The sequence below is a fragment of the Empedobacter sp. UBA7248 genome (assembly GCF_002472945.1).
Lineage (GTDB): Bacteria > Bacteroidota > Bacteroidia > Flavobacteriales > Weeksellaceae > Empedobacter > Empedobacter falsenii_C.
On the sequence record NZ_DKSU01000005.1, the window covers coordinates 160,126 to 184,498 of the forward strand.

27 protein-coding genes are annotated in these 24,373 nt (G+C 30.1%); 12 read left to right on the plus strand and 15 right to left on the minus strand.

Annotated features, from left to right (window positions below):
• Window positions 1-2: 2 nt before the first annotated feature.
• A complete protein-coding gene (locus tag B4A23_RS03070; protein WP_291116732.1) occupies window positions 3-560 on the minus strand; it encodes a hypothetical protein in 558 nt (185 codons plus the stop codon).
• Window positions 561-698: 138 nt separating this feature from the next.
• Here B4A23_RS03070 and B4A23_RS03075 point away from each other — a divergent pair, with 138 nt between their 5' ends.
• Complete coding sequence (locus B4A23_RS03075) at window positions 699-2,192, plus strand: alpha-L-fucosidase (RefSeq protein WP_291116735.1); 1,494 nt, start codon at window positions 699-701, stop codon at window positions 2,190-2,192.
• 55 nt (window positions 2,193-2,247) lie between these two features.
• Here the strand turns inward: B4A23_RS03075 and hemL are convergent, their stop codons facing one another.
• From hemL to B4A23_RS03095, 4 genes are all read right to left on the minus strand, one after another.
• Window positions 2,248-3,531, minus strand: coding sequence for a glutamate-1-semialdehyde 2,1-aminomutase (hemL, locus tag B4A23_RS03080; RefSeq protein ID WP_291116738.1), 1,284 nt, complete (start codon window positions 3,529-3,531; stop codon window positions 2,248-2,250).
• 62 nt (window positions 3,532-3,593) lie between these two features.
• Window positions 3,594-7,040: an ATP-dependent helicase gene (locus tag B4A23_RS03085; RefSeq protein WP_291116741.1), complete on the minus strand. Its 3,447-nt coding sequence runs from the start codon at window positions 7,038-7,040 to the stop codon at window positions 3,594-3,596.
• A gap of 51 nt (window positions 7,041-7,091) precedes the next feature.
• Window positions 7,092-7,883: a DUF4846 domain-containing protein gene (locus B4A23_RS03090; RefSeq protein WP_291116743.1), complete on the minus strand. Its 792-nt coding sequence runs from the start codon at window positions 7,881-7,883 to the stop codon at window positions 7,092-7,094.
• Window positions 7,884-7,908: 25 nt separating this feature from the next.
• On the minus strand, window positions 7,909-8,286 hold the full coding sequence (locus tag B4A23_RS03095; protein ID WP_291116745.1) for a VOC family protein: 378 nt from the start codon (window positions 8,284-8,286) through the stop codon (window positions 7,909-7,911).
• Window positions 8,287-8,613: 327 nt separating this feature from the next.
• On the opposite strand from B4A23_RS03095, the gene B4A23_RS03100 reads away from it, so the two are divergent.
• Window positions 8,614-9,117 carry a hypothetical protein gene (locus tag B4A23_RS03100; protein ID WP_291116747.1) on the plus strand — a complete coding sequence of 168 codons (504 nt, stop codon included), beginning with the start codon at window positions 8,614-8,616 and terminating at the stop codon, window positions 9,115-9,117.
• A gap of 59 nt (window positions 9,118-9,176) precedes the next feature.
• Here B4A23_RS03100 and B4A23_RS03105 read toward each other — a convergent pair whose 3' ends face one another.
• Together B4A23_RS03105 and ligA are read right to left on the minus strand one after the other, a co-directional pair.
• Window positions 9,177-9,734 (minus strand): hypothetical protein, encoded by a 558-nt coding sequence (locus B4A23_RS03105; protein WP_291116749.1) that lies wholly within the window; start codon window positions 9,732-9,734, stop codon window positions 9,177-9,179.
• A complete protein-coding gene (gene ligA / locus B4A23_RS03110) occupies window positions 9,734-11,728 on the minus strand; it encodes an NAD-dependent DNA ligase LigA (RefSeq protein ID WP_291116751.1) in 1,995 nt (664 codons plus the stop codon). The genes B4A23_RS03105 and ligA overlap by 1 nt, the downstream gene beginning before the upstream one ends.
• A gap of 119 nt (window positions 11,729-11,847) precedes the next feature.
• Between ligA and B4A23_RS03115 the strand changes: the two genes are divergently transcribed.
• The 7 genes from B4A23_RS03115 to B4A23_RS03145 all read left to right on the plus strand — a co-directional run bounded on the left by B4A23_RS03115 (window position 11,848) and on the right by B4A23_RS03145 (window position 15,590).
• Complete coding sequence (locus tag B4A23_RS03115) at window positions 11,848-12,102, plus strand: hypothetical protein (protein WP_286476998.1); 255 nt, start codon at window positions 11,848-11,850, stop codon at window positions 12,100-12,102.
• Window positions 12,080-12,526, plus strand: a complete 447-nt coding sequence (locus B4A23_RS03120) for a hypothetical protein (protein WP_291116753.1) — start codon at window positions 12,080-12,082, stop codon at window positions 12,524-12,526. Before B4A23_RS03115 ends, B4A23_RS03120 begins: the two co-directional genes overlap by 23 nt.
• 371 nt (window positions 12,527-12,897) lie before the next feature.
• Window positions 12,898-13,602 carry a phosphoadenylyl-sulfate reductase gene (locus B4A23_RS03125; protein WP_291116756.1) on the plus strand — a complete coding sequence of 235 codons (705 nt, stop codon included), beginning with the start codon at window positions 12,898-12,900 and terminating at the stop codon, window positions 13,600-13,602.
• 83 nt (window positions 13,603-13,685) lie between these two features.
• Window positions 13,686-14,246 (plus strand): Crp/Fnr family transcriptional regulator, encoded by a 561-nt coding sequence (locus tag B4A23_RS03130; protein WP_125349393.1) that lies wholly within the window; start codon window positions 13,686-13,688, stop codon window positions 14,244-14,246.
• Window positions 14,247-14,320: 74 nt separating this feature from the next.
• Window positions 14,321-14,647, plus strand: a complete 327-nt coding sequence (locus tag B4A23_RS03135) for a DMT family transporter (protein WP_280061418.1) — start codon at window positions 14,321-14,323, stop codon at window positions 14,645-14,647.
• Window positions 14,647-15,168: a GNAT family N-acetyltransferase gene (locus B4A23_RS03140; RefSeq protein WP_291116758.1), complete on the plus strand. Its 522-nt coding sequence runs from the start codon at window positions 14,647-14,649 to the stop codon at window positions 15,166-15,168. Before B4A23_RS03135 ends, B4A23_RS03140 begins: the two co-directional genes overlap by 1 nt.
• A 95-nt stretch (window positions 15,169-15,263) precedes the next feature.
• Window positions 15,264-15,590, plus strand: a complete 327-nt coding sequence (locus tag B4A23_RS03145) for a DUF493 family protein (protein ID WP_286485911.1) — start codon at window positions 15,264-15,266, stop codon at window positions 15,588-15,590.
• Window positions 15,591-16,084: 494 nt separating this feature from the next.
• On the opposite strand, the gene B4A23_RS03150 is transcribed toward B4A23_RS03145, so the two are convergent.
• From B4A23_RS03150 to B4A23_RS03175, 6 genes are all read right to left on the minus strand, one after another.
• On the minus strand, window positions 16,085-16,576 hold the full coding sequence (locus B4A23_RS03150) for a 3'-5' exonuclease (protein WP_291116761.1): 492 nt from the start codon (window positions 16,574-16,576) through the stop codon (window positions 16,085-16,087).
• 3 nt (window positions 16,577-16,579) lie between these two features.
• Window positions 16,580-17,494, minus strand: coding sequence for a tRNA (adenosine(37)-N6)-dimethylallyltransferase MiaA (gene miaA / locus B4A23_RS03155; protein ID WP_291116763.1), 915 nt, complete (start codon window positions 17,492-17,494; stop codon window positions 16,580-16,582).
• Window positions 17,495-17,589: 95 nt separating this feature from the next.
• Window positions 17,590-18,051, minus strand: coding sequence for a MaoC family dehydratase (locus B4A23_RS03160; protein ID WP_280035653.1), 462 nt, complete (start codon window positions 18,049-18,051; stop codon window positions 17,590-17,592).
• Between the two features lie 163 nt (window positions 18,052-18,214).
• Window positions 18,215-18,568, minus strand: a complete 354-nt coding sequence (locus B4A23_RS03165) for a YkvA family protein (RefSeq protein ID WP_291116766.1) — start codon at window positions 18,566-18,568, stop codon at window positions 18,215-18,217.
• Window positions 18,569-18,669: 101 nt separating this feature from the next.
• Window positions 18,670-19,314, minus strand: a complete 645-nt coding sequence (locus B4A23_RS03170; RefSeq protein ID WP_291116768.1) for a peptidylprolyl isomerase — start codon at window positions 19,312-19,314, stop codon at window positions 18,670-18,672.
• Between the two features lie 60 nt (window positions 19,315-19,374).
• Window positions 19,375-19,590, minus strand: a complete 216-nt coding sequence (locus B4A23_RS03175) for a hypothetical protein (protein ID WP_291116770.1) — start codon at window positions 19,588-19,590, stop codon at window positions 19,375-19,377.
• Window positions 19,591-19,701: 111 nt separating this feature from the next.
• On the opposite strand from B4A23_RS03175, the gene B4A23_RS03180 reads away from it, so the two are divergent.
• The 3 genes from B4A23_RS03180 to B4A23_RS03190 all read left to right on the plus strand — a co-directional run bounded on the left by B4A23_RS03180 (window position 19,702) and on the right by B4A23_RS03190 (window position 21,731).
• Complete coding sequence (locus B4A23_RS03180) at window positions 19,702-20,403, plus strand: DUF1826 domain-containing protein (protein ID WP_291116772.1); 702 nt, start codon at window positions 19,702-19,704, stop codon at window positions 20,401-20,403.
• A 60-nt stretch (window positions 20,404-20,463) separates the two neighbouring features.
• Window positions 20,464-20,793 carry a translation initiation factor gene (locus tag B4A23_RS03185; protein WP_038334267.1) on the plus strand — a complete coding sequence of 110 codons (330 nt, stop codon included), beginning with the start codon at window positions 20,464-20,466 and terminating at the stop codon, window positions 20,791-20,793.
• Window positions 20,794-20,858: 65 nt separating this feature from the next.
• Window positions 20,859-21,731 carry a nucleoside phosphorylase gene (locus B4A23_RS03190; protein WP_291116774.1) on the plus strand — a complete coding sequence of 291 codons (873 nt, stop codon included), beginning with the start codon at window positions 20,859-20,861 and terminating at the stop codon, window positions 21,729-21,731.
• 71 nt (window positions 21,732-21,802) lie between these two features.
• Here the strand turns inward: B4A23_RS03190 and recN are convergent, their stop codons facing one another.
• Window positions 21,803-23,461, minus strand: coding sequence for a DNA repair protein RecN (gene recN / locus B4A23_RS03195; RefSeq protein ID WP_291116777.1), 1,659 nt, complete (start codon window positions 23,459-23,461; stop codon window positions 21,803-21,805).
• Window positions 23,462-24,370, minus strand: coding sequence for a DUF4835 family protein (locus tag B4A23_RS03200; RefSeq protein WP_286485926.1), 909 nt, complete (start codon window positions 24,368-24,370; stop codon window positions 23,462-23,464).
• Between the last annotated feature and the right edge of the window lie 3 nt (window positions 24,371-24,373).

The following is a 24,373-nucleotide window of genomic DNA, read 5'->3' on the forward strand; positions in this document are numbered from 1 at the left end:
AATTATATTTTTTTTTGAAAAATAACTTCAATATTCAATTCAATCCATTGTTTGGTGCTAAAATCATAATAAGACTTTGTAATATTTGTAGAAAGACGGTTGTTATCTAAAATTTTTAAATTTTCAATAGAAACATTTTTTTTATTTTCCTTATTACCAGTATAGTTGTTTTCTGTATAACTATTATCTTTTATAACGATTACTTTATCCGATAATGTTGTGGATGTAGCAAAACCATACTTTACAAAATTCGCATAACCTTCAGATGCACTTGGATAATCTTGATTTATTATAGTTAGCGGAAAATTGAAGTATATATTATTTACTTTCGGTCTAACTTCTAAAAAACTCTCTTGTTTATCAAGAATGTCAATTTCATCAATCAGATTAGTTGATGTTTTTTTATCATTGTTTAAATCAACTGGGATATTAGCTTTATAGGATACAATATTATAAGTATCAACTACATGTTCTTCTGAAAAACCATCATCATCTTTACATCCAAAACTAATAAGAATTATACTAGATGCAAATAGTAGTTTAAAGTAATTTATAATCATCTTATTATCAATTTTAGTAAATATAATAATTTCATTGATTTATATAGTTTTCAGTTTCATATTTATGAGTTTTTTTTGATTTTTAGTAGAATTATTTCACAAATAGTTTTTAAGTTTATAGTTAATTCTCGCAAAAATATGTTAAACAAAATCTTACTTTCCACAATTTTTGGACTAAGTATAATTCCGGCAAATGCACAATGGAATGGTCCTAAAAAGAAACCTACCGAAACGAAAGAAATCAAATATGGATCTATAACGCCTAAACATCGAACTGATGCTTCGATGGAAGCTTTTCGAAATTATGGTTTAGGGCAATTCATTCATTGGGGAGTTTATGCGATTCCAGGAAATGAATGGAATGGCGTTAGTGCAAAAGGTGGAGCTGCTGCATCGGAATGGATTAGATCTTGGAGTGGTAAAACAGTTCCTAAAGATTGGACGAAGATTTATGATAATTTGTACAAACAATTTGATCCAAAATCTTTTAATGCGAATGCTTGGGCAAAACAGGCTAAAGATATGGGTGCGAAATATATGATTTTTACAACCAAGCATCACGATGGTTTTGCGCTTTGGCCAACAAAATATTCGGATTACAATATTACGAAGACGCCATATAAAAAGGATATTATTAAAGAAGTAGTTGATGCTTATACTGAAGCGGGGATTGATGTCTATTTGTATTTCTCTGTGTTAGAATGGAATAATCCAGATTATATGTACAAAGCTCCGCAAACTGAAGAAGAGAAGAAAAAATACAATAGATTTTTGCAATATACTCGAAATCAATTGTTAGAATTATTAGATAATTATCCACAAATAAAGGGTTTATGGTTTGATGGAACTTGGGATCAAGCGTGGATACAATCATATGATTTCACCTATAATCTTGAGAAAGAATTAAGAGACAAACATCCTGGTTTAGTCATTGGTTCCCGTTTTAGAAATGATGAATTTGGTTCAAGACATTTTGATTCGAACGGAGATTTGTTAGGTGATTATGAGCAAGGTTGGGAAAGAAAATTACCTGCAAAGTATGAATGGCTTGATGGAAATGATTGGGACGCTGTAATGACAATTCCACCAAATGGTTGGGGGTATATGAAGGATTGGAGCGGAATTTATACCAAAACAAGTGATGATTTGATTGAATTATTGATGAAATCTGTTTCGATGAATGGTAATTTTGTATTGAATTTTGGTCCAGATGGTTTAGGAAAAATGCATCCAGGAGAAGATAAAATTGCGAAAGAAATAGGTGAGTGGATGAAGATAAATTCAGAAGCGGTTTATGGCGTTCGTCATGCAAATTTAGACGAATCAAAATATGGTTATTTTACGCAAAAAGAGGATAATTTATATTTAACCGTTTTTAATCGTCCTGTAAATAATATTATTCGAATTGCGATTGATAAAAAGGCGACTGAAATTCCAGTTTCAGCTTCGATTATTGGACATCAAAAAGTATTAGAAGTTAAACATTCTGATATGGGTTTCGATTTAGATAAAAATACGTATTATGATATTTTACTTCCGAAAGATTATAATTCGAACAAAGCTTTTGTCATTAAAATGAAAATGGGTAAATCTGTTGATAAAACAGAAAAATTGATGGACGCAAAAATGTAATTCCAGAATTGAATAAAAAAATGCAGTAGAAAACTACTGCACTTTTTGTTTATGATTAACCTTCGAAGCTTCTTACAGCGTCTAATGTTTTATTGATTTCTGAATCTTTGATCGCATCAGAAATAAACCAAGTTTCGTATCCAGAAGGAGCGATGTAAACTTCGTTTGTTAACAAATGATGGAAAAATTTATTGAATCTTTCGTGGTTACATTTCGTTACATCTGTAAAGTTTTTGATTTCTGTTTGTTCAGTAAAGAACACAGACATCATCGATCCTAAACGATTGATATGATTTGGAATTCCTTTTTCTGTAAAAATTTTAGAAATTTCATTATCCAAAGTTTCTGTAGCGTTATCAATACGATTAAATAATTCTCTATCATTATTAATAATATTCAAAGTTGTGATACCCGCACGCATCGCAATTGGATTCCCAGATAAAGTTCCAGCTTGATAAACAGGACCAAGAGGAGCAAGGTGATTCATGATTTCGCGACGAGCAGCAAAAGCTCCAACAGGGAAACCTCCACCAATTACTTTACCAAATGTTACAATATCCGCATTGATATTTAAACGTTCTTGCGAACCTCCCATCGTTTGACGGAAACCTGTCATTACCTCATCAAAAATTAATAAAGCGCCGTTCGCATCACAAATTTGTCTTAATCCTTCTAAGAAACCTTTTTCTGGAACAATACATCCCATGTTTCCTGCGATTGGTTCAACAATAATAGCTGCAATTTCGTCTTTATTTTGTTCGAATAAAGCTTTTACATCTTCCAAATTATTGTATTCTGCCAACAACGTATCTTTCGCTGTTCCTTGCGTTACACCTGGAGAATTTGGATTTCCGAAAGTTGCAGCACCAGAACCAGCTTTAATCAAAAATGAATCTGAATGTCCGTGGTAACAACCTTCAAATTTTACAATTTTATCACGATTTGTATAACCTCTTGCCAAACGAATTGCAGACATACACGCTTCTGTACCAGAGTTAACCATACGAACCATGTCGATATTTGGAACGACAGACGTGATTAATTTCGCAATTTCAGTTTCCAATTCAGTTGGTGTACCAAAAGAAAAACCATTTTTCATTTGTTCAACAGTCGCATTCAAAACTCGCGGATCTGTATGTCCAATAATCATTGGTCCCCAAGAATTGATGTAATCCACATAAGCACGTCCATCTTCATCATAAATATAAGCACCTTCGGCTTTTTTGATAAAAATCGGCGTTCCTCCAACAGATTTGAATGCACGAACAGGAGAGTTTACACCTCCCGGAATATATTCTTGCGCGTCTTTGAATAATGCGCTACTTCTTTGATACAACATAATTTTCTACAAATAGTTGCACAAATTTACTGAATCTTAAACGAATTAAGAAGTGATTTTAATTAGATTGTCAGTTTATGAGCAGATTTATTTTCTAAATAATCAATTAAGGTTTTAATTAATTGATTTTCTTTCAAAATGGCTTGATTTCCAATTAAAAATAATTGTTCTTTTGCGCGCGTTAAGGCAACATTCAGCTTTCTATCTACATTTCCTTGATCGTTCATATTCACCAAGGCATTCAATTGCGAATTATAGGTCACAGCAAAACTATACAGAATAATATCGCGCTGACTTCCTTGATAACGCTCCACTGTATCCACTGTAATTTGGTCGTGATTTGGAATATTTGCTAATTCTAATTTTTGTTTAATCAACGCAATTTGATTTCTGAAAGGCGCAATAATTCCAATTGTTTTCTTTGGATCAAATGATTTTTGATTGATTTCGTATAAATGAATAATTTCTTGTACAAACTTCACAATCAAATCGGCTTCTTGCACATTCGTTGAAGGCAAATAAGGATTTTCGTCCACATTGATAAACGCAAAACGATGATTTGTGATAAAATTTTGTAAATCATTTGATTGATCGTGATTATCAAAATGTAAATCTGCACGTTGACGATTCAAACTTTGTTTTATTTCATCGTTCAAATTTGGAATATCAAAAGCCACATTTAGTTTTCCATCATAAAAATAATTATTCGGAAAATCGGCAATTTCGGCGTGCATTCTTCCTTGGTACGTCAATTGATCAAATGCATTTTCGTGATTATTTCGTTCACAAAATTCATATAAACGCTCAAAAATGGAATTTTTACGATTATAAAGTCCAATATTTTCTAATAATTCGTTATTTGTTTTTGCCAATTCAGGATTTTGTAAAACGATTGCAGGCAACTGTTTGTGGTCACCAATCATGATAAAACGTTCTGCTTTTGGTAAAATTCCAACAATTTGTGGCTCTAAAATTTGAGAAGCTTCATCGATAATAATTGTATCAAATTTCTTTAATTTTAGAATATCATTTTTACTCGAAATCGAAGCTACAGTCGAAACAAAAATGCATTGTTTACGAATAATATCTTGAATCGTTTTTCTCGAAAATTTTTCTCCTTTTTGTTCTAAATCAGCATCTTTTTGCTCAATAATTTTATTCAATAAATTTTGATGAAATTCGGGAGAAGTTGATAATTCATTCCCAATTCTGATGAATTTTTGTTCAATTTGATCAGAAATAGCCGAATTGATTGATTCACATAATTCATCTACCGCACGATTTGTATAAGCTAAAAGTAAAATATTACAATCCTGTTTTTCATAGATTTCTTTCACCAATTCTTTGATGATGATTGATGTTTTTCCTGTTCCTGGAGGTCCGTTCAACAAGAAATAATCTTTTGCAGAAAGTGCTTTTTTTATAATTCGATTTTGTTCATCCGAAAGATTAGAATTAAAATAATCATAATCCATTTGACTTCTTGGAACAGATTGCGTTAAAATCAAGTCTTTTTTCGCTTTAGAAGAATGAATTAATCCATACAAATTTCGGTACATCGAAACAAAGGAAGAATCCATGAAATCCCGTTCTAACGCCCATTTTCCTGATGAATCAAATGAATCAAAAAAGTGTGTATTGGGTTGCTGATAACGAAAACGTAGCACAATAAATTCTCTCGAAATACTTTTGATCGTACATTTAAAAACCTGATTCGTTAAAACAGAATCTTTTGTTTCATTTCTTGGATAAAGAATACAAATATCACCTTCGCGAATCGAAATAAAATCATTCGTAGGATTGGTTCTTTTTAGCTTGATTTCACGTTTTGGATCAGAAATATGATTTTCTACAATTTCTAAATCATAAATAATCTCGAAATTATTGTTTTTTTCTTCGAAAGTATTCAGCCACAAACTCGCCAAACCATTGTTGGAAGTCGATTGTCCCAGACCAAGTTTCGCCATATATTGCTCTTTCGCAATGAAATTGGTAAACGAATAAAAATATGCTTTTTCTAATTGCGTACTATTTTTAATTGGATAGATAAATTTATCCAATTGTTCTTCTAGAATTTCTTTGAAACGAGGATTAATTTTTCGTTTAATAAAATTCGCAGGTTTAATCGAATAAATAGTTGATTCAATATCGGTTAATGTATGATTTGCTAAACGATTTTCATTGATAATTATTCGATTTCGTAAATCAAAAATACGTTGAACTCGCGCTAAAGTTGGTACATCAAAACGTAAATTTCCTTGATATACTTTCGAATAGAAAATATAACCTTCGGTGTTTTTTGTGACATCTTTAAATTCTAAATCATACAAAACACCAATAATTTGGTAATACAAAAAGAGCTGCGTCGCATGATTTGGTTTGACATTTTTTCCATCATCAGGAAAAGGTGCACCACCAGATTTTAGTTCGATAATTTTATTTTTTCCTTCGGGATGAATGTCCAATAAATCCAAACGACCTTGAATTCCGTATTGTTCACATAAAAAAGAAGGCTCTATTAACGCACGATCCAACGAAATATCATATTGCAGAAAATCCTCCGTCAGCACTTTTTGAATACGATCAAAATGACCTTTTGCTTCCAAATAATAATCTTTCAAATCTTGTGGATTCGTCAAATCGTTGCAAGCCGTATATTCTAATGGATAATTTTTGAAATCATTCTTGAAAATCTCATTAAAATCCGTTTTTTCAATATTTTCCGTTGAAAAATGATCGACAACTGAATTGGCAAAATTTCCTAATCGAATGTGTTTGCTGTTTGGAGCTTCTTCAAATTTTTTCTGAATATAATGCAATTCAGAAGTTCCATAATCTTGAAAACACTCAGCAATTGCCGAAATATCAACCAAATAATCTGGTTCAAGAATGATAAAACGCGGATGGTAAATTCCTTCTTCATCAATTGTTGAATTGACTAAATTTAATTGCGCACCAACCCAAAAATCCTCAACAGAAGTAAAATTTTCATTTACGCCATCCTCATCAATTTGAACTGTAATATTTTCATCTGTTTCATTATCTTCATGATCGCAAATCAAACAATCTCGCTTGATTTCAATCACTTGAACACGCAATTTTTTTACCCGATTTCGAGTAAGAATTTTGTTGGTATAAAATTCTTTTTCAGGAAAATAATAGATAATTTCTGCTGGAATCATTACTTCATATATCGAAGAAATAAAATCCGCAACATATTTATAATGTGTAAAATATTCGTGTTCTGTCGGTTCGTATTTTTCGCTCAGAATTCGTTGAGCCGTTTTACGAAACGAATGAATTTTAGTTGAAACTTGATATTGATTACAGATAAAAGATAGTTTCGAGAAAAAGTTAGAAAACTGTAAAGCTTCGTTTTTTGTCAAGTCAAATGCAATATTTTCAACCAAACGTTTTAAATCTAAATATTTAGAATTGATTAGTTTATTGGCTAGTTGAATGTTTAAAACTTCATTTAATAGTTTGTTTCCTATTTCTTCTCGATTCACGGCGATTAATTTGGTGTAAAATTAAGACTAAATATTGTATTAAAAAGAGGTTTAATCCCACGTTTTCCAATCATCACTTGTAAACAACCATTCTGGAGTTTTAATTTTACCTTGTTGCACTTTATACCAAGGATTTAATTTTTTATCCATCGGATTATTAAGAATCTGAATTTCTTGTGCAGGCATATAACTTTGAGCAAGTAAAACAATTTTTTCGCCTTGTTTATTCTTTGCTAAATCGACTACCATAACGGCGTGTCCATAAGGATTTCCTTGTTGCAAAAGAATATCTCCAATTTTTACTTGTTCAAAATTTACCGATTTCAATTGATTTTTTAGAGAAGCTGTATTCGCATAACTGAAAACATATTCCAAATACTTCCAATAATTTTCTAGTGAATAGTCTCCATTTGCAAAATCAGTAAACTTGCGTGGTTTTCCGTCCGATAAAAAGTTGTAAGAGATTTCATAATAACGTTTCTGTTGGTAGAGATAATCGGCTCTCAAACGCATTGTAGCATCTGCACATTGATGTAAATCTTTGTTTCCAATCGGTAAATCAATTACGGCATTGTACACATTATTTACAGGTTTTTGTTTTCCATTATAATATTTAACAAGTGTTCCAAAGTCTTTCAATTGTAGATGTTGTAGAAAATATCCGAATTTATTTTGACTATAATTTTCTCTTTGAAAACCTTTTGGAACCGAATATCGATCAATTATTTTATTTTCTTTTTCGTTGATAAAATCTTCTTTCTCGACAATTGTTGGAATCGAATCTTGATGATTTTTGGAGTTCGTAGAATTTACATCTTTACAACTGAAAATGAAAAATGACAATATGAAGCAGATATATTTTTTCAAATTATTTAATTCTCAAAGGTGAAACAATGACAACAAATCCATCAGGATCTAAGAATGAAATTCCGTTATCATTCCAATATGGATTTCTAGATTTTATTGGTTTGATATGATGAAGTTCTAAATGCTCAATGATTTCGTCATATTCTTGTTGCGTTGTTGGATAAAATACGAAACAATCGTCTTCATCAAAATGATGATCGACATTTTCGTGAGTTGTTGTAAATTCTAAATGCCAGTTTAAATCTGGTTTTCCAATAAAAATACCATCATATCCATTGTGATTTTGAAATTCTCCAAGGATTTCAAAATTCAAAACTTTAATATAAAAATCCTTTATTTCTTTGATTTGATTGGTATGTCGAGCGACTCTAAATTGCATAAAATTCACTATTATTATTGATTGAAAATTAGTATATTTTATTGAATTTTATAGAAATATTTAATGATGTTCAAACAAAATCGATATACAAAGCTTTTTATCTGTTCGCTCTGTATTTTTATTATAGGAATATTCTCGACTGGATATAGCTATAATTTGGATTATAACAAAAACGATTATGGTGTATATTTTTTACTTGTTGGATTTCTTTTTATCATCATAGGATTTATAATCGGTGTGTTTAGCTTAGTAAAAGGATTTGTAAAAATATATCGAAAATAAATACTTTAATTTTACTCATATAGTTTATATAATATATTGATTTAGATGAAAAAAATAGTATTCTTTTTCGTTCTCGTAACATTCTCTGTGATGACTTCTTTTGCTCAGAAAAATGACAAAGTTAAAAGTGAAGAAATTAAAACGATCAAAGCAAATTTTAGTCGAATTAATTCAATTAAAAAATGGACAAAAATAAAAGAAGTTGAAACTGATGATTCTACCGAAGGTGGTTTTATTAATTATTATTTTTTGAACGATAAATTAAAAAAAATTGTGGTACGAAAATTTGGAGAATCTGGTCAATATTTGGCTGAGTATTATTTGTTGAATAATAAATTGTCTTTCGTTTTTGAACAAGATACAACTTATAATTTTCCTTTGTATTGGAAAGAATTTAATGATAAAAAATCGAAAATTGAAGAATTTCGTTATTATTTTGAAGATAGAAAATTGATTCTTTTTATAGGAAAATCTGAAAATTATAAGACTGAAAGTGAAAATACTTTAGTTGAATTTGATGAATTAATTAAGATAAAAAAAATGAATTAAATGTATTTTAATTGTAATCTCAAAAAGATAAAATCCGTCAATTGACGGATTTTATCTTTTTAATACACTTCTTCTTTTTTGAAGAAAACCGTGTCATTTCCTTTTCTAAATTTCAGTTCCGAATATCGAATCGTGTAATCATCAGACATTCCGTAAGTTTCTAATATAAAATTATCTTTGAAACGATAATTTCTATTGGTTTTATGTTTTGCATTCGAACCTAATTCTTCTTTTAAACTCAACATTGCTGGAGAAATTTTGAATCGAGGATCAGTTTCTATTCGATTAATAATTGTATTGACATCGGCAGAATCCATTATCAAAACTGTTTCTTGTTTCAAATTTTTAATTCCAGAAATATCTGTCGAAACAATTTTTAAATTTCCTTTAAACCCAATTCCTGCTTGATGTAAATCTGTTTTCAAATCATCATTAGAATACATTTGACTTCTGTAACTATATTTTACCATTGGAATTATCACAATAAAAAATATTGCAAGTGAAATAATCATGGCAGCTTTGTTGTAGCCTGCCATTCGTAATCCGTAATAAATAAATGGAGTCAAAATCAATAATACAATTCCGAATATAATGACAGCAATTAATCCTGATTCCATTAGCCGTTAATCATATTTAAAAATTCGTCTTCCGTCAACACGACAACTGTTCCAATTTCTTCTGCTTTTTTCAATTTACTTCCAGCTTTATCGCCAGCAACCAAGAAATTTAAGTTTTTAGAAACTGCAGAAATATTTTTCCCGCCATGATCTTCCACCATTTTTTGCGCATCAGTACGATTGAATTTTGTCAAAGTTCCTGTAAACAAAAACGTTTTGCCTTCCAAAGAATCTGACAAAGGTTTTGCTTCTTCACCAATCTCGAAATTCAATCCATAATCGCGTAAACGTTGAATCAAAATTTGATGCTGTTCTTCTTTAAAATATTCCTTAATCGAAATTGCAATTTTTTCTCCAACATCTGTTACAGAAACCAATTCTTCCATTGTTGCATTCATCAAACGATCAATGTTTTGAAAATGTTTAACTAATTTTTTTGCAACCGTTTCACCAACATGACGAATTCCAATCGCATACAACACCTTTTCGAAAGGTTGCTCTTTAGATTTTTCGACAGAATTAATAATATTTTGGGCAGATTTTTCAGCCATTCTTTCCAAAGGCAAAATATCTTCTTTTTGTAAAGTATAAAAATCAGCAATGTTATTTAGCAAATTTGCTTTGTGTAACAAAACCGCTGTTTCACCACCAATACTCTCAATATCCATTGCTTTTCGAGAAACAAAATGCTCTAATTTTCCAATAATTTGCGGTTCACAACCATTCTCATTTGGACAATAATGCTGTGCTTCGCCTTCGTTTCGAATTAATTCTGTTCCGCAAGAAGGACATTTTTTAATGAATTCGATTTCTTCCGTTCCAGGTTGACGAACATCCGTGTTGACACCAACAATTTTCGGAATAATTTCGCCGCCTTTTTCCACATAAACCATATCACCAATGCGGATATCCAACTTTTTGATAATATCTTCGTTGTGGACAGAAGCACGTTTTACGATTGTTCCAGCCAAAGAAACAGGCGAAAGATTCGCAACAGGCGTAATCGCTCCAGTTCTACCAACTTGATAATCGATGCTCAATAATTCGGTTTCGGCAGCTTCAGCTTTGAATTTATAGGCCATTGCCCAACGAGGAGATTTTGCAGTATAACCTAATTCGTCTTGTTGCGAAAAAGAATTCACTTTGATCACAATTCCGTCTGTTTCGTAAGGTAAATTTTTGCGTTCGATATCCCAATGATCTACAAAAGCTAAAACTTCTTCCAAAGAAGTACATAATTTTGATGTATGCGGAATCTTAAATCCTAATTCATCAGCGGCTTGTAGCATTTCCCATTGTGTAGAATAAGGTAAATTATTTCCGATAAAATAATATGGGAAACATTGTAAACCGCGTTTCGCAACTTCTGTATTATCTTGTAATTTTAATGATCCAGAAGCGGTATTTCGAGGATTTGCATACAATTCTAAACCATTATTAGCGCGTTCTTCATTAATTGAAGCAAATTTATTGAGCGGAATTGTAATTTCGCCACGCATATAAAATCGTTCAGGATAATTTCCTTTTAATTTTAATGGTACAGATTGTATTGTACGAATATTATTCGTGATTTCGTCACCTTGTGTTCCATCTCCACGCGTTACAGCCTGCGTCAATTCGCCGTTTTCGTACAAAATAGAAATCGAAGCGCCATCATATTTCAATTCACAAACAAATTCTACTTCTTCACCTAACGTTTTCTCAATTCGTTTTTCCCAATCTTGCAAATCTTCAACTGAATATGAATTGTCTAACGAATACATTCTGAATTCATGTGTAATCGTCGGGAAATTTTTTGTAACCATTCCACCAACGCGTTGTGTAGGGGAATTGACATCAAAAAAGATAGGATTTTCGTCTTCTAATCGTTTCAATTCTTTCAGTTTCAAATCAAATTCGAAATCAGAAATTGTCGGATTATCTAAAACGTAATAATTATAATTATGCTGAGTAAGCTCTTCTCGAAGCGCTAAAATTTTGTCTTGTATTTCCATTTTAAAAATGTTACTGAACAAAGATAAACACTTGAATTAATACGAACAATTTTTAAAATAATTTGGAATGATTTATATTTAGGAATATTTATTGCAACAATTATAAAAAATAATCAACTATGAATAATTTATTAGAAGTTTTGGACACAAAATCAAAAGGTTTTGAAAATACAGTTTCTATCGTAACAACTGGAGCAGCAGCTGGAATTGCAATTTCGAAAGCGATTAATAAGAACGAAAAAATTGGAGCTGTTGTTGGAGTAGGAGTAGGTTTGCTGGTTTACGCTATGTTTAGTCCTCAAAACAAATTGAAAAAAGTGAATAAAAAATTGGAAAAACAAATAGAAGAGTTTGAAGCTAAATTGGAAAAATAATCTGTTTTTATATGTAAGTATTTTAACTTATTTGGTAAGTTTAATTTTGCCTGTTCACTTATTAAGTATTGATTTTATTGAATATTATTCTGGAGATTCTAGAACAGAATATTTAGGAATTGCATATCTAATATTAGGATATATAACGATATCAGAGTTGCCAATAGATTTTATATGTTGGTTAGGGAACTTTACATTATTATTTTCTTGGATTTTTTATAAGAAAAAAATAGGATTAATATTAAGTATTATCGCTGTTATTCAAATGTCATTATACGGAATTAATCATTTGTCAAGATTAGATATTTTACAAATACATGAATATGATTTACCACTTTTTGGTTATTGGATTTGGTTATTTTCATCCATTTTTGTTCTAATTTATCATTACAAAAAATATAAACAAAAAAGTCAAACTTTGTAAAGTTTGACTTTTTTCATTTTATGATATTCATAATTTGTTCTCGAAGATTATTAGATAGAATTTATTTTTATGATATTTTAAATATTTTTATCTTAATAATTATATTGATTTTTGAGATAATTAATAATTTGAACTCTTCAAAAACCTCTATTTAATGCCAATTTAGACTGATTTTCTTCTTTTTTACGAATATGATAATTCACTCTCGAAAATGATTTAAGTATAAATAAAATTTGCTTATATAATTTATTGATTCTATATTGAATTATATCTATAAAATTAATCGAGATTAGTTTTGTTTAGAAAGTTGGAATTGATACATTTGTTAAAAATAATTACTCTATAAAAACTATAGAGATTATATATGCAAAATGAATCAACTAAAAGAAATATTAGAGGAAGTAATAACACAGTCAAGTTTAGAAGAAAAATTATTGTTTTTGAATAATAACGTTAAAGAAAAGATAGTTTTTTCGACAAGTTTTGGTTTCGAAGATCAAGTTATTTCTCATGCTATTTTGAGTCAAAAATTAGATAATATTGAGATTTTCACTTTAGATACAGGACGTGTTTTTCAGGAAACGTACAATACGTGGAACAAAACGGAATTGAAATATCAAGCGAAGATTAAACCATTTTATCCCCCAACAGAGGAGTTAGAAAAGTTTGTTGAAGAAAATGGAATTAATCCTTTTTATGATTCGGTTGATTTGAGAAAACAATGTTGTTATATCAGAAAAGTAATTCCTCTGAATCGTGCATTAAAAGAAGCATCAGTTTGGATTACAGGTTTGCGCGCAGAGCAATCGAATAATCGATATGATATGCACGAAATAGACTTTGATGAAGAAAAACAATTATTCAAATTCAATCCATTGATTGATTTTACAACAGAGGATTGTTTTGAGTATTTGAAAGAAAATAGAGTTCCTTACAACCCACTACACGATAAGGGCTTTATAAGTATTGGTTGTGCTCCTTGCACACGTGCTATAAACGAAGGCGATGATTTTCGTGCTGGTAGATGGTGGTGGGAAGATAATAGCAAAAAAGAATGCGGTCTACATGCAAAGTAGACTTCAGGTGTTAATTTAATTTGAATGACTCAGCCTATTTTAGGTTGAGTTTTTTGTTTAATTTTACTAGACAAGTTTCAATAATGGAAATAGAACAAATCTTAGATCAAATTTCACCACTTTCCTCGCAATCTATTCAATTAATTGCTGATAAAATTCAACTAATTCGATTATCAAAAAACACGACGCTTATTGATGCCGATAAAGTTGAGAAAAAGTTATATTTCATCAAAAAAGGAATTGTTCGAGCCTATACGATAGACGATGGAAAAGAAATTACGTTTTGGTTTGGGAAAGAAGGCGATTTGATTTTATCGATGCGAAGTTATGTCGAAAATAAAATTGGCTACGAAACAATTGAATTAATGGAAGATTGTGAGTTATATGAAATTAAATCTTCAGATTTACAGTTATTTTACGCAACTAATTTAGAGATTGCAAATTGGGGAAGAAAACTTGCTGAAATTGAATTGATAAAAACTGAAGAGCGTTTTATTTCTAGGCAACTAGGTACGGCGATTGATCGTTATAAAAAATTGTTAGAAGAAAATCCAAGTTTGATTAATCGTGTACAATTAGGTTATATCGCGTCTTATTTAGGTATCTCTCAAGTGACATTAAGTAGGATTCGCGCCGAAATTTAAGCGAATAATTTTTTAACATTTGTAAAAAAATACTATTTTTTTCTAATTCATCTTTGCAGCAAAATATTAACAAAATGAATTGGATTTTATTGATTTTAGGAGGATTATTCGAGATTGGATTTACATCATCTTTAGGAAAAGCCAAAGAAACAACAGGCTCAGAAATGTACATGTGGTACGGTGCTTTCGCAGTGTGTTTGGTCGCAAGTATGGCATTGTTAATCAAAGCAACACAAACTTTACCTTTGGGAACTGCTTATGCTGTTTGGACTGGAATTGGCGCTGTTGGAACAGTTTTAATCGGAATTTTTGTATTCAAAGAACCAGCTAATTTTTGGAGAATATTCTTTATTTTTACATTAATTAGTTCAATTGTAGGATTAAAATTTGTTTCGCATTAATGAAGGAAGAAATTACAATAAAAAGAGTAGAAGAAAAAGATATTTCAAAACTTCAAGAAATTTCTAAAAAGACATTTGCAGATACATTTTCATCTTCTAATTCGGAAGAGGATATGCAAAAATATTTGACTGAAAGTTTTTCAGAAGATCAATTATTAAAAGAATTAAAGAATCAAAATTCGTTGTTCTTTTTTGCAATGATTAATCAAGAAATTGTCGGTTATCTGAAATTGAATATTGGTGATGCTCAAACAGAAATTTATGATATGAATTCTTTAGAAATTGAAAGAATTTATGTGTTAGAATCGTTTCAAGGAAAGAAAATTGGACAAATTCTTTTTAATAAAGCTGTAGAAATAACGAAGAATCTCAACTTACATACAATTTGGCTGGGAGTTTGGGAAAAGAATGTTTCTGCAATTAGTTTCTATTTAAAAAATGGTTTCGAAAAATTTGATCAACATATTTTCAGACTTGGTGACGATGAACAAATAGATTATATGATGAGATTGAAATTGTAAGATTTAAAATATGCCAAAATGTCTTATTAATTCTATATTTTATCAATAATGTGAAGTGGTATTGTTTTTGACATTGTAACTACAAAATAATAGATATGGACACAAATAGAGATTATACATTCGAAGAAATACCAGATAGCTCTCACAACGAGCAAGATTTTTATGCTAAATTCAGAGAGAGATTAGATGATGTACAAAAATTTCCAGCAGATTATTTGTTCAAATTCATTTATCCTTCAAGTGAAGAAACGATGAAAAAAATCAAAGATATTTTTGCAGGAACAAATGCAGAATTTGAATATAAAGCTTCAAAAAATAGAAAATATACATCTATTTCGATAAAACTTTATGTGATTGATGCGGATACAGTAATCAATTATTACAAAGAAGTTTCGAAAATAGAAGGCGTTATAATGTTATAAGAAAAGGTTGCAATTGCAACCTTTTTTTGTGTTTTTAAAAAGAGTAGGGGAGGAATCAATCTTTGATTTTAAAATAAATCTTCCCAAAATGATCTTCTTAATTATGTTAAATACATAACGTCATTATTTTTCTTCTTCGATTAAATCCTAATTGAAATCAATTTTTCAACTTCTTAAAATTATCCAATTTCGAAAGAAATTCTTAGAACTAAATTTTAGTTTATACTTCATCTTATAAAAATTCTGAAAGAAAATTTTCAAATTTTTACATTCTCAATTCATTTCACAAAATCAAAATATCCATATTAAGAATTGAATCTTTACTTCATTAAATTTTTCTTAGAAAAACTGAACAGTAAAGTGTGATTAATTAATTTTAAATACTTGTAAATATTTACAAATATTTGTAAACGGATATTTTATTGAATTTAAATTAATTATAATTTGTGTGAAATTATTTTTAAACGTTTAATCGGATAAATTTTTAGTAAAAACTATTTTAATAAGTATAATTGAGCACAAACTTTTGCATCAGATAAAGCTTCGTGATGGTTAAGTTGAAGATTGAATCGACGTGCGCAATCAGATAATTTTGTAGGAACAATTCCTTTTTGTTTGAAAATTCTGTATGTACATTCCCACTTTTCGGCAAGGTTAAGTTGAGAATAATTAAGACTATAAAACTCCATTGTATTCTTCAAAACAGAACGATCGAACGATTCGTTATGTGCAACAATAAGTTGATTTTGTAAACGATGTTTGATTTCAAAATAAACGTCTTCAAAACTTGGTGCATCAATTGTATCTTCGGGACGAATTCCGTGAACCAAAATATTATGATAATTATATTGATTTTGTGGCGGTTGAATTAACGTGTAATATTCGTCTGTAATCACATTATCCGTCACAGTTACAATCCCAACCGCGCAAGCAGAATTGCGATAATTGTTTGCAGTTTCGAAATCGATAGCAACAAAATTTTCCATAATTTAGATTTTGTTCGATATAAAATTAATGATATTTTCTTGTTCGAAAGGAGAAAACCAATTGACAGTTTCATCTTTTTTGAACCACGTCATTTGACGTTTTGCAAAACGTCTTGTATTCTTTTTGATTTCTTCAATCGCAAAATCTAATGTAATTTTCTCTTCAAAAAAATCAAACAATTCTCGATAACCAACAGTTTGTAAAGCATTTAAATCTTTTAATGGAAATAAATTTTTAGCTTCATTTAATAAACCTTCGTTCATCATCATATCAACTCGACGATTGATTCGATCGTACATTTCTTCACGCGGAAGTTCTAAACCAATCTTAATTATGTTAAATGAACGTTTGTCCAAATCTTGATTTCTGAAGTGAGAGAAAGGTAAACTCGAAGCTCTAAAAATCTCTAAAGCACGTGTTACACGTTGTTTATTGAAAATATCAACTTCTTCAAAATACTTTGGATCGACTTCTTGCAATTCTTTTTGTAATTTTTCAATTCCAAATTCAGCAAGCTCATTATTTAAATCTTCTCTAATTTTAGGATCAACATCGGGAAATTCGTCAAAGCCAACTGTGATTGCTTTTTCATATAAACCAGAACCGCCAACCATAACGCAAATGTCATTTGTTTCGAAATAATTATCCAAAAAAGCTAAACCATCACGCTCAAAATCACCAACCGAATATTTTTCGTGAATAGAAATATTTTGAATAAAATGATGCTTCACTTCAATCAATTCTTCCTCAGAAGGAACAGCAGTTCCTATTTTCATTTCTTTGAAAAATTGACGACTATCACATGAAATAATTTCGGATTGAAAATGTTTTGCAACTTCTATTGCCAAATTTGTTTTTCCAATTGCAGTCGGTCCAACAATAGAAATTAAGGTTTTATTATTTTGAATTTTTTGCATGTTATATAAAATCGTGCGCAAGATACTTCGATATTTTATGAAAAGAAAAAGCTTCTATAAAAAATAGAAGCTTTGTAAATTATATTGATTGATGATTAATCATTAAAGTGGTAAAGGAAAACCACATCCGCTGTATAAGCAGGTTTCGGATTATCTTTAATTTCTAAATTTGCTTCGATGACAACTTTTGCAATTCCTCTCAAATTTGTAATAGATTTCAATTTGGCAGTTAATCTTACTTCACTATCAACCAAAACAGCTTGTCCAAATCTCAAACTTTCGATTCCGTAATTGATTAACATTTTGATATTACGAACTTCCGCAATTTGATCCCACAAATGAGGAATTAAAGAAAGCGTTAAATAACCATGTGCAATCGTTTTTTTGAAAGGACCTTCGTTAGCCGCTTTTTCTGGATCTGTGTGAATCCATTGATGATCTAAAGTCGCATCAGCAAAGCGATTGATTTGTTCTTGATTTATAATATGCCAGTCAGATTTACCTATTTCTTTACCTTCGAAAGCTTTGTATTCATCGAAATTATTAATAATAACCATTATTCAGGTGTTTTAGTTTTTAGTATTGTATTGCTCAAATCTAATGAATAATCGGCAGATAATAAATTTTATTTATGAGAAAGAGAGCACTTTTTGAATAATCTGAAATAAAAAAATCCAACTGAAAATTCAATCGGATTTTTTATAGCTATTTAATTTATTGTTAATCAATAATTTTTGCATCTTCAACATTTGCGTACGCTCTTTGCGTATCTCTCCATGCAAGATATTTTATAACTTCTTTGTTGAAATATTTCATTCCAAAAAGTAAAATCCCAAAATCATCTATCAAACCAAAAGGTCCAAATAGCGCTTCTGGAATAATATCAATAGGAGAAATAATGTATAAAGTTGCTACAAATCCAAGAAATAAATTCATGTTGTCAGGTTTATAACTTCCTTTTTTGTAATCACCTAACATATTGAAAAAAGCCTTTACTTTTTCAAAAAAAGATTTGTCTTTTTGAGCTGCCATTGCTGCTGCTCCAGCGACTTTAAAGAATTTTGATTTTTTCATTTCACAAAATATGTTTTAAAAACGTATTATGTATTACAAAGTACATGCCAAAACATTTAAATTGATTTTTGTGTCATGTTAAAACTTTATTTCACATTGTTTTACTTATTTTTCTTCTTCAATTTAATGATTTTTGCATTCAATATTCTGTCAAGCTTTGGATATCTTTCGCGCATTAATTTTGTGCTGTTAAAAATTTCTTCGTCTTCCATTGTTTGTCCAGCGTAACCATCATACAAACTTTCTACAACATTCATTCCGTTCACTACTTTTCCAAAACTTGGAAAACCTACTACTTCATTCGAATTGATTGTATCCAAACGATGATTATCTTTCAGATTAATAAACAAATCCAAATCTCTTGTGTTTTTTCCAGCGCGCGCAAAACTCAAAGCTCCTTTACTATTTCCAGCAATAACAGGTTCATCTTCTACAATAAATTTTTTCCATTGATTAGAAACAATTGTGTCTGTATTTCCAAATTGTGCAACAAAATTCGGAACAACGCGATAAAAAGTACCATCTTCGAAAAAATTGTACTTAACCAATTGATAAAAACGATCTACTGCTTTTGGAGATAATTTTCTTTCAACTTCGATATCAATATTTCCTTTTGTTGTTTCAAATCGAGCAACAAAATTTTCTGGTGCTTGTTTCGTTGTCCATTTTTTATGAAAAACCGTCTTGCTAGAAGTACAAGCCGAAAGCGTAATAAGTGTAAATAATGCTAGAGTAATTTGTTTCATGTTTTAATTTTGTGGATTAAACTTAAACAAAAAACGACACTTAGCGTAAGTGTCGTTTCATTATTTTTGCAATTCTTGTTCAATTTTAAAAAACCATTCTGTTTTCTGATTGTAAACTTCCGCTTCGGCAAGCATATAATGCGCTTCTTTGGTTTCCTCATACTTCACACGATCCATCGTTTCTGGATTGAAAGGCGATAAAGGTTGCACTTCTGCGCTAAAAGTTTTGGTGTGGCCTTTGTATGTAAATGTTTTGGTGATAATTTCTTTTTCCATTGTCTTTTAATCTTTGGTAAAAATACAACTTTTGTAAAGGAGAATTTACATTCGGAATAATTTAATTTTTAGGCTGAATTATTTTTCTATAAATAGTAATTTTGCGGTTATATGATTGCTCAAAATAATTCTAATCAACAACAAGTTCTTGTCGTTTCTTCGTTTGATGAACTTGTACATACAGCTTTTTCTGGGAAAAATAATGCGATAAATTGGCAACGAAATTTAGAAGGTGATTTTGAGGAAATTGTGAATCAATTGATATTAAAAGATGATATTACTGTTATTTCTATTGATGATTTGAATAGTTTGAATTTATCTAAAGAAGGAATTAAAGCGAGAAATATTTTGATCAATGATTTACAACAATTAACTGATTTTGGAGCTTCACCAACTTTAAATTTACTAAAATGCTACGAACGTGATACTGAATTTGATTTTATTTCAACAGATGTTTATTCATTTCACGTTGATCGTTCGCCAATTCCTACGAATACTTTTTTGTGTACTTACTATGGCGCTTCCAGTGATATTGTTGTGAATGAAGATGTGGAACAAAAAATTTTGATTCCTGAAATTAGAGAAAATTTATTCAAATTATATGATGGACATATTGATGGATTTGAAGATTTTCTGAAAGAATATTTCTTTGATTTGCATTATCAAATTCGTCCAGATGTAGAACCAATTAATTTAGGATTAGGAAATCTTTGGCGATTGGCAGTTGATCATCCAGAACAAAAAGTTTTGCCTTGCGTACATCGCGCACCGAAAGAAAATAAAGATGAATATCGATTATTGTTAATCTGTTAGTGTTTGAATTGATTTAACTAATATTTTGTAATTTTGAAATGTAATAAATGAAGTTAAAAAATGGATTTACAAGATCAATTAAAAAATCTTTTTCCCGATCATATACCTGAGCCAGAAGAAGTATCAAATGAAGAACAACATGAGTTATGGATTCAGAAAGAACCCTTAATTTGTAAGTTTGAGAAACGAAAAGGGAAAGTAAATACAATTATAGAAGGTTACGAAGGAGAAACAGAAGATTTCAAACTTTTAGCAAAAGAAATTAAGCAATTTTTGGGTGTTGGAGGTAGTTTTAAAGACGAACAAATCATCATTCAAGGAGATTATCGCGACAAGATTATGGCTTTCCTGAAAGATAAAGGATTTAAAGTGAAAAGAGTAGGTGGTTAATAATTTCTTTACAATTATTACTAATAAAAATTGTATATTGTTCTCTTATTTTTAATTATAAAATCATGAGTAAAGCAGCATCAGAATTAGTTTTAAATGCAGACGGAAGTGTTTACCATTGTAATATAAGACCAGAGCATTTAGCAGATACTATTATAACTGTTGGTGATCCGAATCGTGTCGAAAAAGTTTCAAGACATTTTGATACAATCGAGCACACAGCAAGCAAAAGAGAAATTGTAACGCATACAGGAACGTTGAATGGTAAACGTTTAACAGTTATTTCGACTGGTATGGGTACGGATAATATTGATATCGTTTTATCAGAATTAGACGCTTTGGCTAACATCGATTTAGAAACTGGAGAGATCAAAAAAGATTTCAGAAAATTGTCATTTGTTCGTATGGGAACTTCTGGAGCTTTGCAGGCAGATATTCCTGTTGATAGTTTCGTTATTGGTTCTCACGGTTTAGGTTTAGATGGGCTTTTACACTATTATGTTGGGAGCGAAGCAGTAATGAATAAAGAAGCAGAAGATGCTTTTATCAAACATGTAGATTGGTCGTCGAATAAAGCTCGTCCATATTTAGTAAAAGGATCTGATTTGCTGTTAGATAAATTGGCTTCTGAAAAAACAATTCAAGGAGTAACGGCTACAGCTTGTGGTTTTTACGGACCTCAAGGTCGTTATTTGAGATTGCAACCAAATCCAGCTGATATTAATGAGCGTTTAACAACTTTTAATTACGAAGGTTTAAGAATCTCTAATTTCGAGATGGAAACTTCTGCAATTTATGGATTATCAGCAATGATGGGACACGAAGCATTATCGATTAATGCAATTGTTGCGAATAGAATTTTAGGTGAATTTAGTGCGGATTCTTACAAAGCAGTTGATGCAATGATTGAATATTCGTTGGAAAAATTAACGAAATAATTTCAGATTTACATAAAACAAAAGCTCGAGAAAATTCTCGAGCTTTTTTGATATTATATGGTTTTGAAATTTTAATTCAAATTCATTAATTCTTTTGCTTGATTGATTGCTGCGTCTGTTAATTCTGAACCAGAAATCATTTGAGCAATTTCTTCTAAACGTTGTTGTTGAGATAATTCAATCACATTTGTTTGCGTTGTTTCGTCTACAACTTCTTTGTAAACTTTTAGCTGATAATTTCCTTTTGAAGCAACTTGCGGCAAATGCGTAATTACTAAAAGTTGCATATTTTCTGCCATTTTTTGCATTACTTTTCCTGTTTCATTCGCAACTTTTCCGGAAATTCCTGTATCAATTTCATCTAAAATTAACGTTGGTAAATGTTGATGTGTTGCCAATAATTTTTTAATTGCCAACATCAATCGAGAACGCTCTCCTCCAGAAACAGATTTTTCAAAAATACGAGGTTCCATTCCTTTATTTGCTGAGAATAAAAACAAAACTTCATCTTTTCCAATTGCTGTAAAATCTGCTGTTTCGTTTAATTGAATCGTTAATTGAGAATTTTCCATTCCCAATTGTGACAAAGTATTCAAGATATTTTTTCGGATAATTTCGATAGAAGAAAATCTATTTTTTCTAATTTTAATTGATTGTTTTTCAAGTTTTTCTGAAATGGAATTCAATTCTTTATTTAAGTGAATAATTAAATCACTCAAATTATCAAAACCAGATGTTTGACTTTCTAATTCATCACGTTTTGCAATTAATTCTTCAACAGAAGTCTCATTATGTTTTCGTAATAATTTATGAATCAAATCGTAACGATCAGTAATTTCTTGTAATCTTTCAGGATTAATTTCAGTCGAATCTATCAAATTACTCATTTCACCAGAAATATCTTGCAATTCTATTTTTGATGAAATCAATCGCTCATAAATCGAATTGTATTGTGAATTATAATCCGAAATTTTATTCAATTTATTGCTTGCTTCATTCAATTGAGAAATGATTCCCATTTCTGGATGTTCCAAAAATTGGTAAGTTTCATTCAAAGTCGAAATAATTTCTTCTACATTTGATAAAGATTTTATTTCGATTTCCAATTGTTCTAATTCCTCATTTTTTAGCGAAGCATTGTTCAATTCTTCCCACAAATGCAATTTATATTCTAAATCTTGCGATTGATTTTCTAAAGAATTTTGAGCATCTTTTATCTTTTTCTTTGTTGAAATATAGTGGTTAAAATCTTTCTTATATTCTTTTAATAAGTCTTTGTTTTCTCCGTAAATATCCAACATCGAAAGTTGAAAATCAGCTTCAAAGATTTTAGGGGTATTAAATTGAGAATGAATATCAATCAATAACTCTGATAATTCCTGTAAAATAGAGACTTTAACAGGTGTATCATTGATAAAAGCACGCGATTTTCCAGAAGGTAATAACTCTCTTCTCAAAATAGATTCGTCTTCGTAATCCAAATCATTTTCTTCGAAAAAATCATTTAATTCAAGATTTTTAATCTCAAAAACAGCTTCGATAATACATTTTTCATCAATATTTTTCAAGGCTTTTAAATCGGCACGTTCGCCTAAAACTAATTTTAAAGCACCTAACAAAATCGATTTTCCAGCACCCGTTTCACCGGTAATTGTGGTCATACCTTGATGAAAATCAATCTCCAATTGATCGATAATGGCAAAATTATTAACGCGAAGAGTTTTTAACATTTACTTTTTCAATTTATTCCAATAATTGTCGTTGTATTTTGGCGCGATTGAATTTAAAATTCCTTTCAGTTTCTCGATATTCACCGTAGAAACCTGTCCGCCTGAAAATACTTGACTAATTTCGCTATTTTTTGCTGTTAAGAAAAGTTCTAAAGGATAAAATTGAGAATAATTTCCTCTTTGGTAAAATTCTAATTGCAATAACGTATTTCCAATCGCATTTTTACCACGAACTTCGTTCTCAGACATAATGTCTAAGCCGTTTCTATGATATTGATAGATGATATTTCGAAGTGTTGAATTATCCGATTTTAGAATATTGTTAATTAAAGCTGTGCGCGATTTTATTCCATCTAATTCGCTCCAACCAGAGAAATTATTATTCGCTTGACCAAAATCTGCAATTTTCTTCGCCATTTTGAAATACTCAGTTCCACCTTCTTTCGCAAACGTATCTGCATCATATCCCAAAACTAAATAAATATAATACGTTAATACATCTGTCAAATTTTTTCCACTGAATTTGCGATCATTGAAAATTAATTCTTCAGATTCTTGGTATTGAAACGTAAAATTATCGTCAGATAAATTAAGAACAGGCGTGTAGTAGGTTGAGTTGAAAACAGGACGACGAGATTGTACTAAAATCGTACCTTTCATTCTGTTTCCTTCACGTTCAATTATATTAATGACGAAACTAGCTTCAATTCTTTCGTATGTTTTTAAACGATCATTTGTCCATTTTGTTGAATTAATAAACGTTTTTAATGATCTTTCTAAAGTTTGATAAACCTGTGTATTAGATCCTTGAACTTGAGAATAATCAACTTTTACATCTGCAATAATATTTTGTGAGAAAGCCGAAATAGTTAAACACGACGAAAAGAAAATTGAGGCTAATTTCTTCATAGT

Coding starts and splice junctions, on each gene's coding strand:
- B4A23_RS03105 (WP_291116749.1), bottom strand. CDS start 9,734: ATGGAATCAGGATTAATTGCTGTCATTATATTCGGAATTGTATTATTG.
- B4A23_RS03190 (WP_291116774.1), top strand. CDS start 20,859: ATGAGTAAAGCAGCATCAGAATTAGTTTTAAATGCAGACGGAAGTGTT.
- B4A23_RS03075 (WP_291116735.1), top strand. CDS start 699: ATGTTAAACAAAATCTTACTTTCCACAATTTTTGGACTAAGTATAATT.
- B4A23_RS03175 (WP_291116770.1), bottom strand. CDS start 19,590: ATGGAAAAAGAAATTATCACCAAAACATTTACATACAAAGGCCACACC.
- B4A23_RS03200 (WP_286485926.1), bottom strand. CDS start 24,370: ATGAAGAAATTAGCCTCAATTTTCTTTTCGTCGTGTTTAACTATTTCG.
- B4A23_RS03185 (WP_038334267.1), top strand. CDS start 20,464: ATGGATTTACAAGATCAATTAAAAAATCTTTTTCCCGATCATATACCT.
- B4A23_RS03165 (WP_291116766.1), bottom strand. CDS start 18,568: ATGAAAAAATCAAAATTCTTTAAAGTCGCTGGAGCAGCAGCAATGGCA.
- B4A23_RS03125 (WP_291116756.1), top strand. CDS start 12,898: ATGAATCAACTAAAAGAAATATTAGAGGAAGTAATAACACAGTCAAGT.
- B4A23_RS03135 (WP_280061418.1), top strand. CDS start 14,321: ATGAATTGGATTTTATTGATTTTAGGAGGATTATTCGAGATTGGATTT.
- B4A23_RS03180 (WP_291116772.1), top strand. CDS start 19,702: ATGATTGCTCAAAATAATTCTAATCAACAACAAGTTCTTGTCGTTTCT.
- B4A23_RS03070 (WP_291116732.1), bottom strand. CDS start 560: ATGATTATAAATTACTTTAAACTACTATTTGCATCTAGTATAATTCTT.
- B4A23_RS03100 (WP_291116747.1), top strand. CDS start 8,614: ATGAAAAAAATAGTATTCTTTTTCGTTCTCGTAACATTCTCTGTGATG.
- hemL (WP_291116738.1), bottom strand. CDS start 3,531: ATGTTGTATCAAAGAAGTAGCGCATTATTCAAAGACGCGCAAGAATAT.
- B4A23_RS03095 (WP_291116745.1), bottom strand. CDS start 8,286: ATGCAATTTAGAGTCGCTCGACATACCAATCAAATCAAAGAAATAAAG.
- B4A23_RS03115 (WP_286476998.1), top strand. CDS start 11,848: ATGAATAATTTATTAGAAGTTTTGGACACAAAATCAAAAGGTTTTGAA.
- recN (WP_291116777.1), bottom strand. CDS start 23,461: ATGTTAAAAACTCTTCGCGTTAATAATTTTGCCATTATCGATCAATTG.
- B4A23_RS03140 (WP_291116758.1), top strand. CDS start 14,647: ATGAAGGAAGAAATTACAATAAAAAGAGTAGAAGAAAAAGATATTTCA.
- B4A23_RS03150 (WP_291116761.1), bottom strand. CDS start 16,576: ATGGAAAATTTTGTTGCTATCGATTTCGAAACTGCAAACAATTATCGC.
- B4A23_RS03160 (WP_280035653.1), bottom strand. CDS start 18,051: ATGGTTATTATTAATAATTTCGATGAATACAAAGCTTTCGAAGGTAAA.
- B4A23_RS03130 (WP_125349393.1), top strand. CDS start 13,686: ATGGAAATAGAACAAATCTTAGATCAAATTTCACCACTTTCCTCGCAA.
- miaA (WP_291116763.1), bottom strand. CDS start 17,494: ATGCAAAAAATTCAAAATAATAAAACCTTAATTTCTATTGTTGGACCG.
- B4A23_RS03145 (WP_286485911.1), top strand. CDS start 15,264: ATGGACACAAATAGAGATTATACATTCGAAGAAATACCAGATAGCTCT.
- B4A23_RS03170 (WP_291116768.1), bottom strand. CDS start 19,314: ATGAAACAAATTACTCTAGCATTATTTACACTTATTACGCTTTCGGCT.
- ligA (WP_291116751.1), bottom strand. CDS start 11,728: ATGGAAATACAAGACAAAATTTTAGCGCTTCGAGAAGAGCTTACTCAG.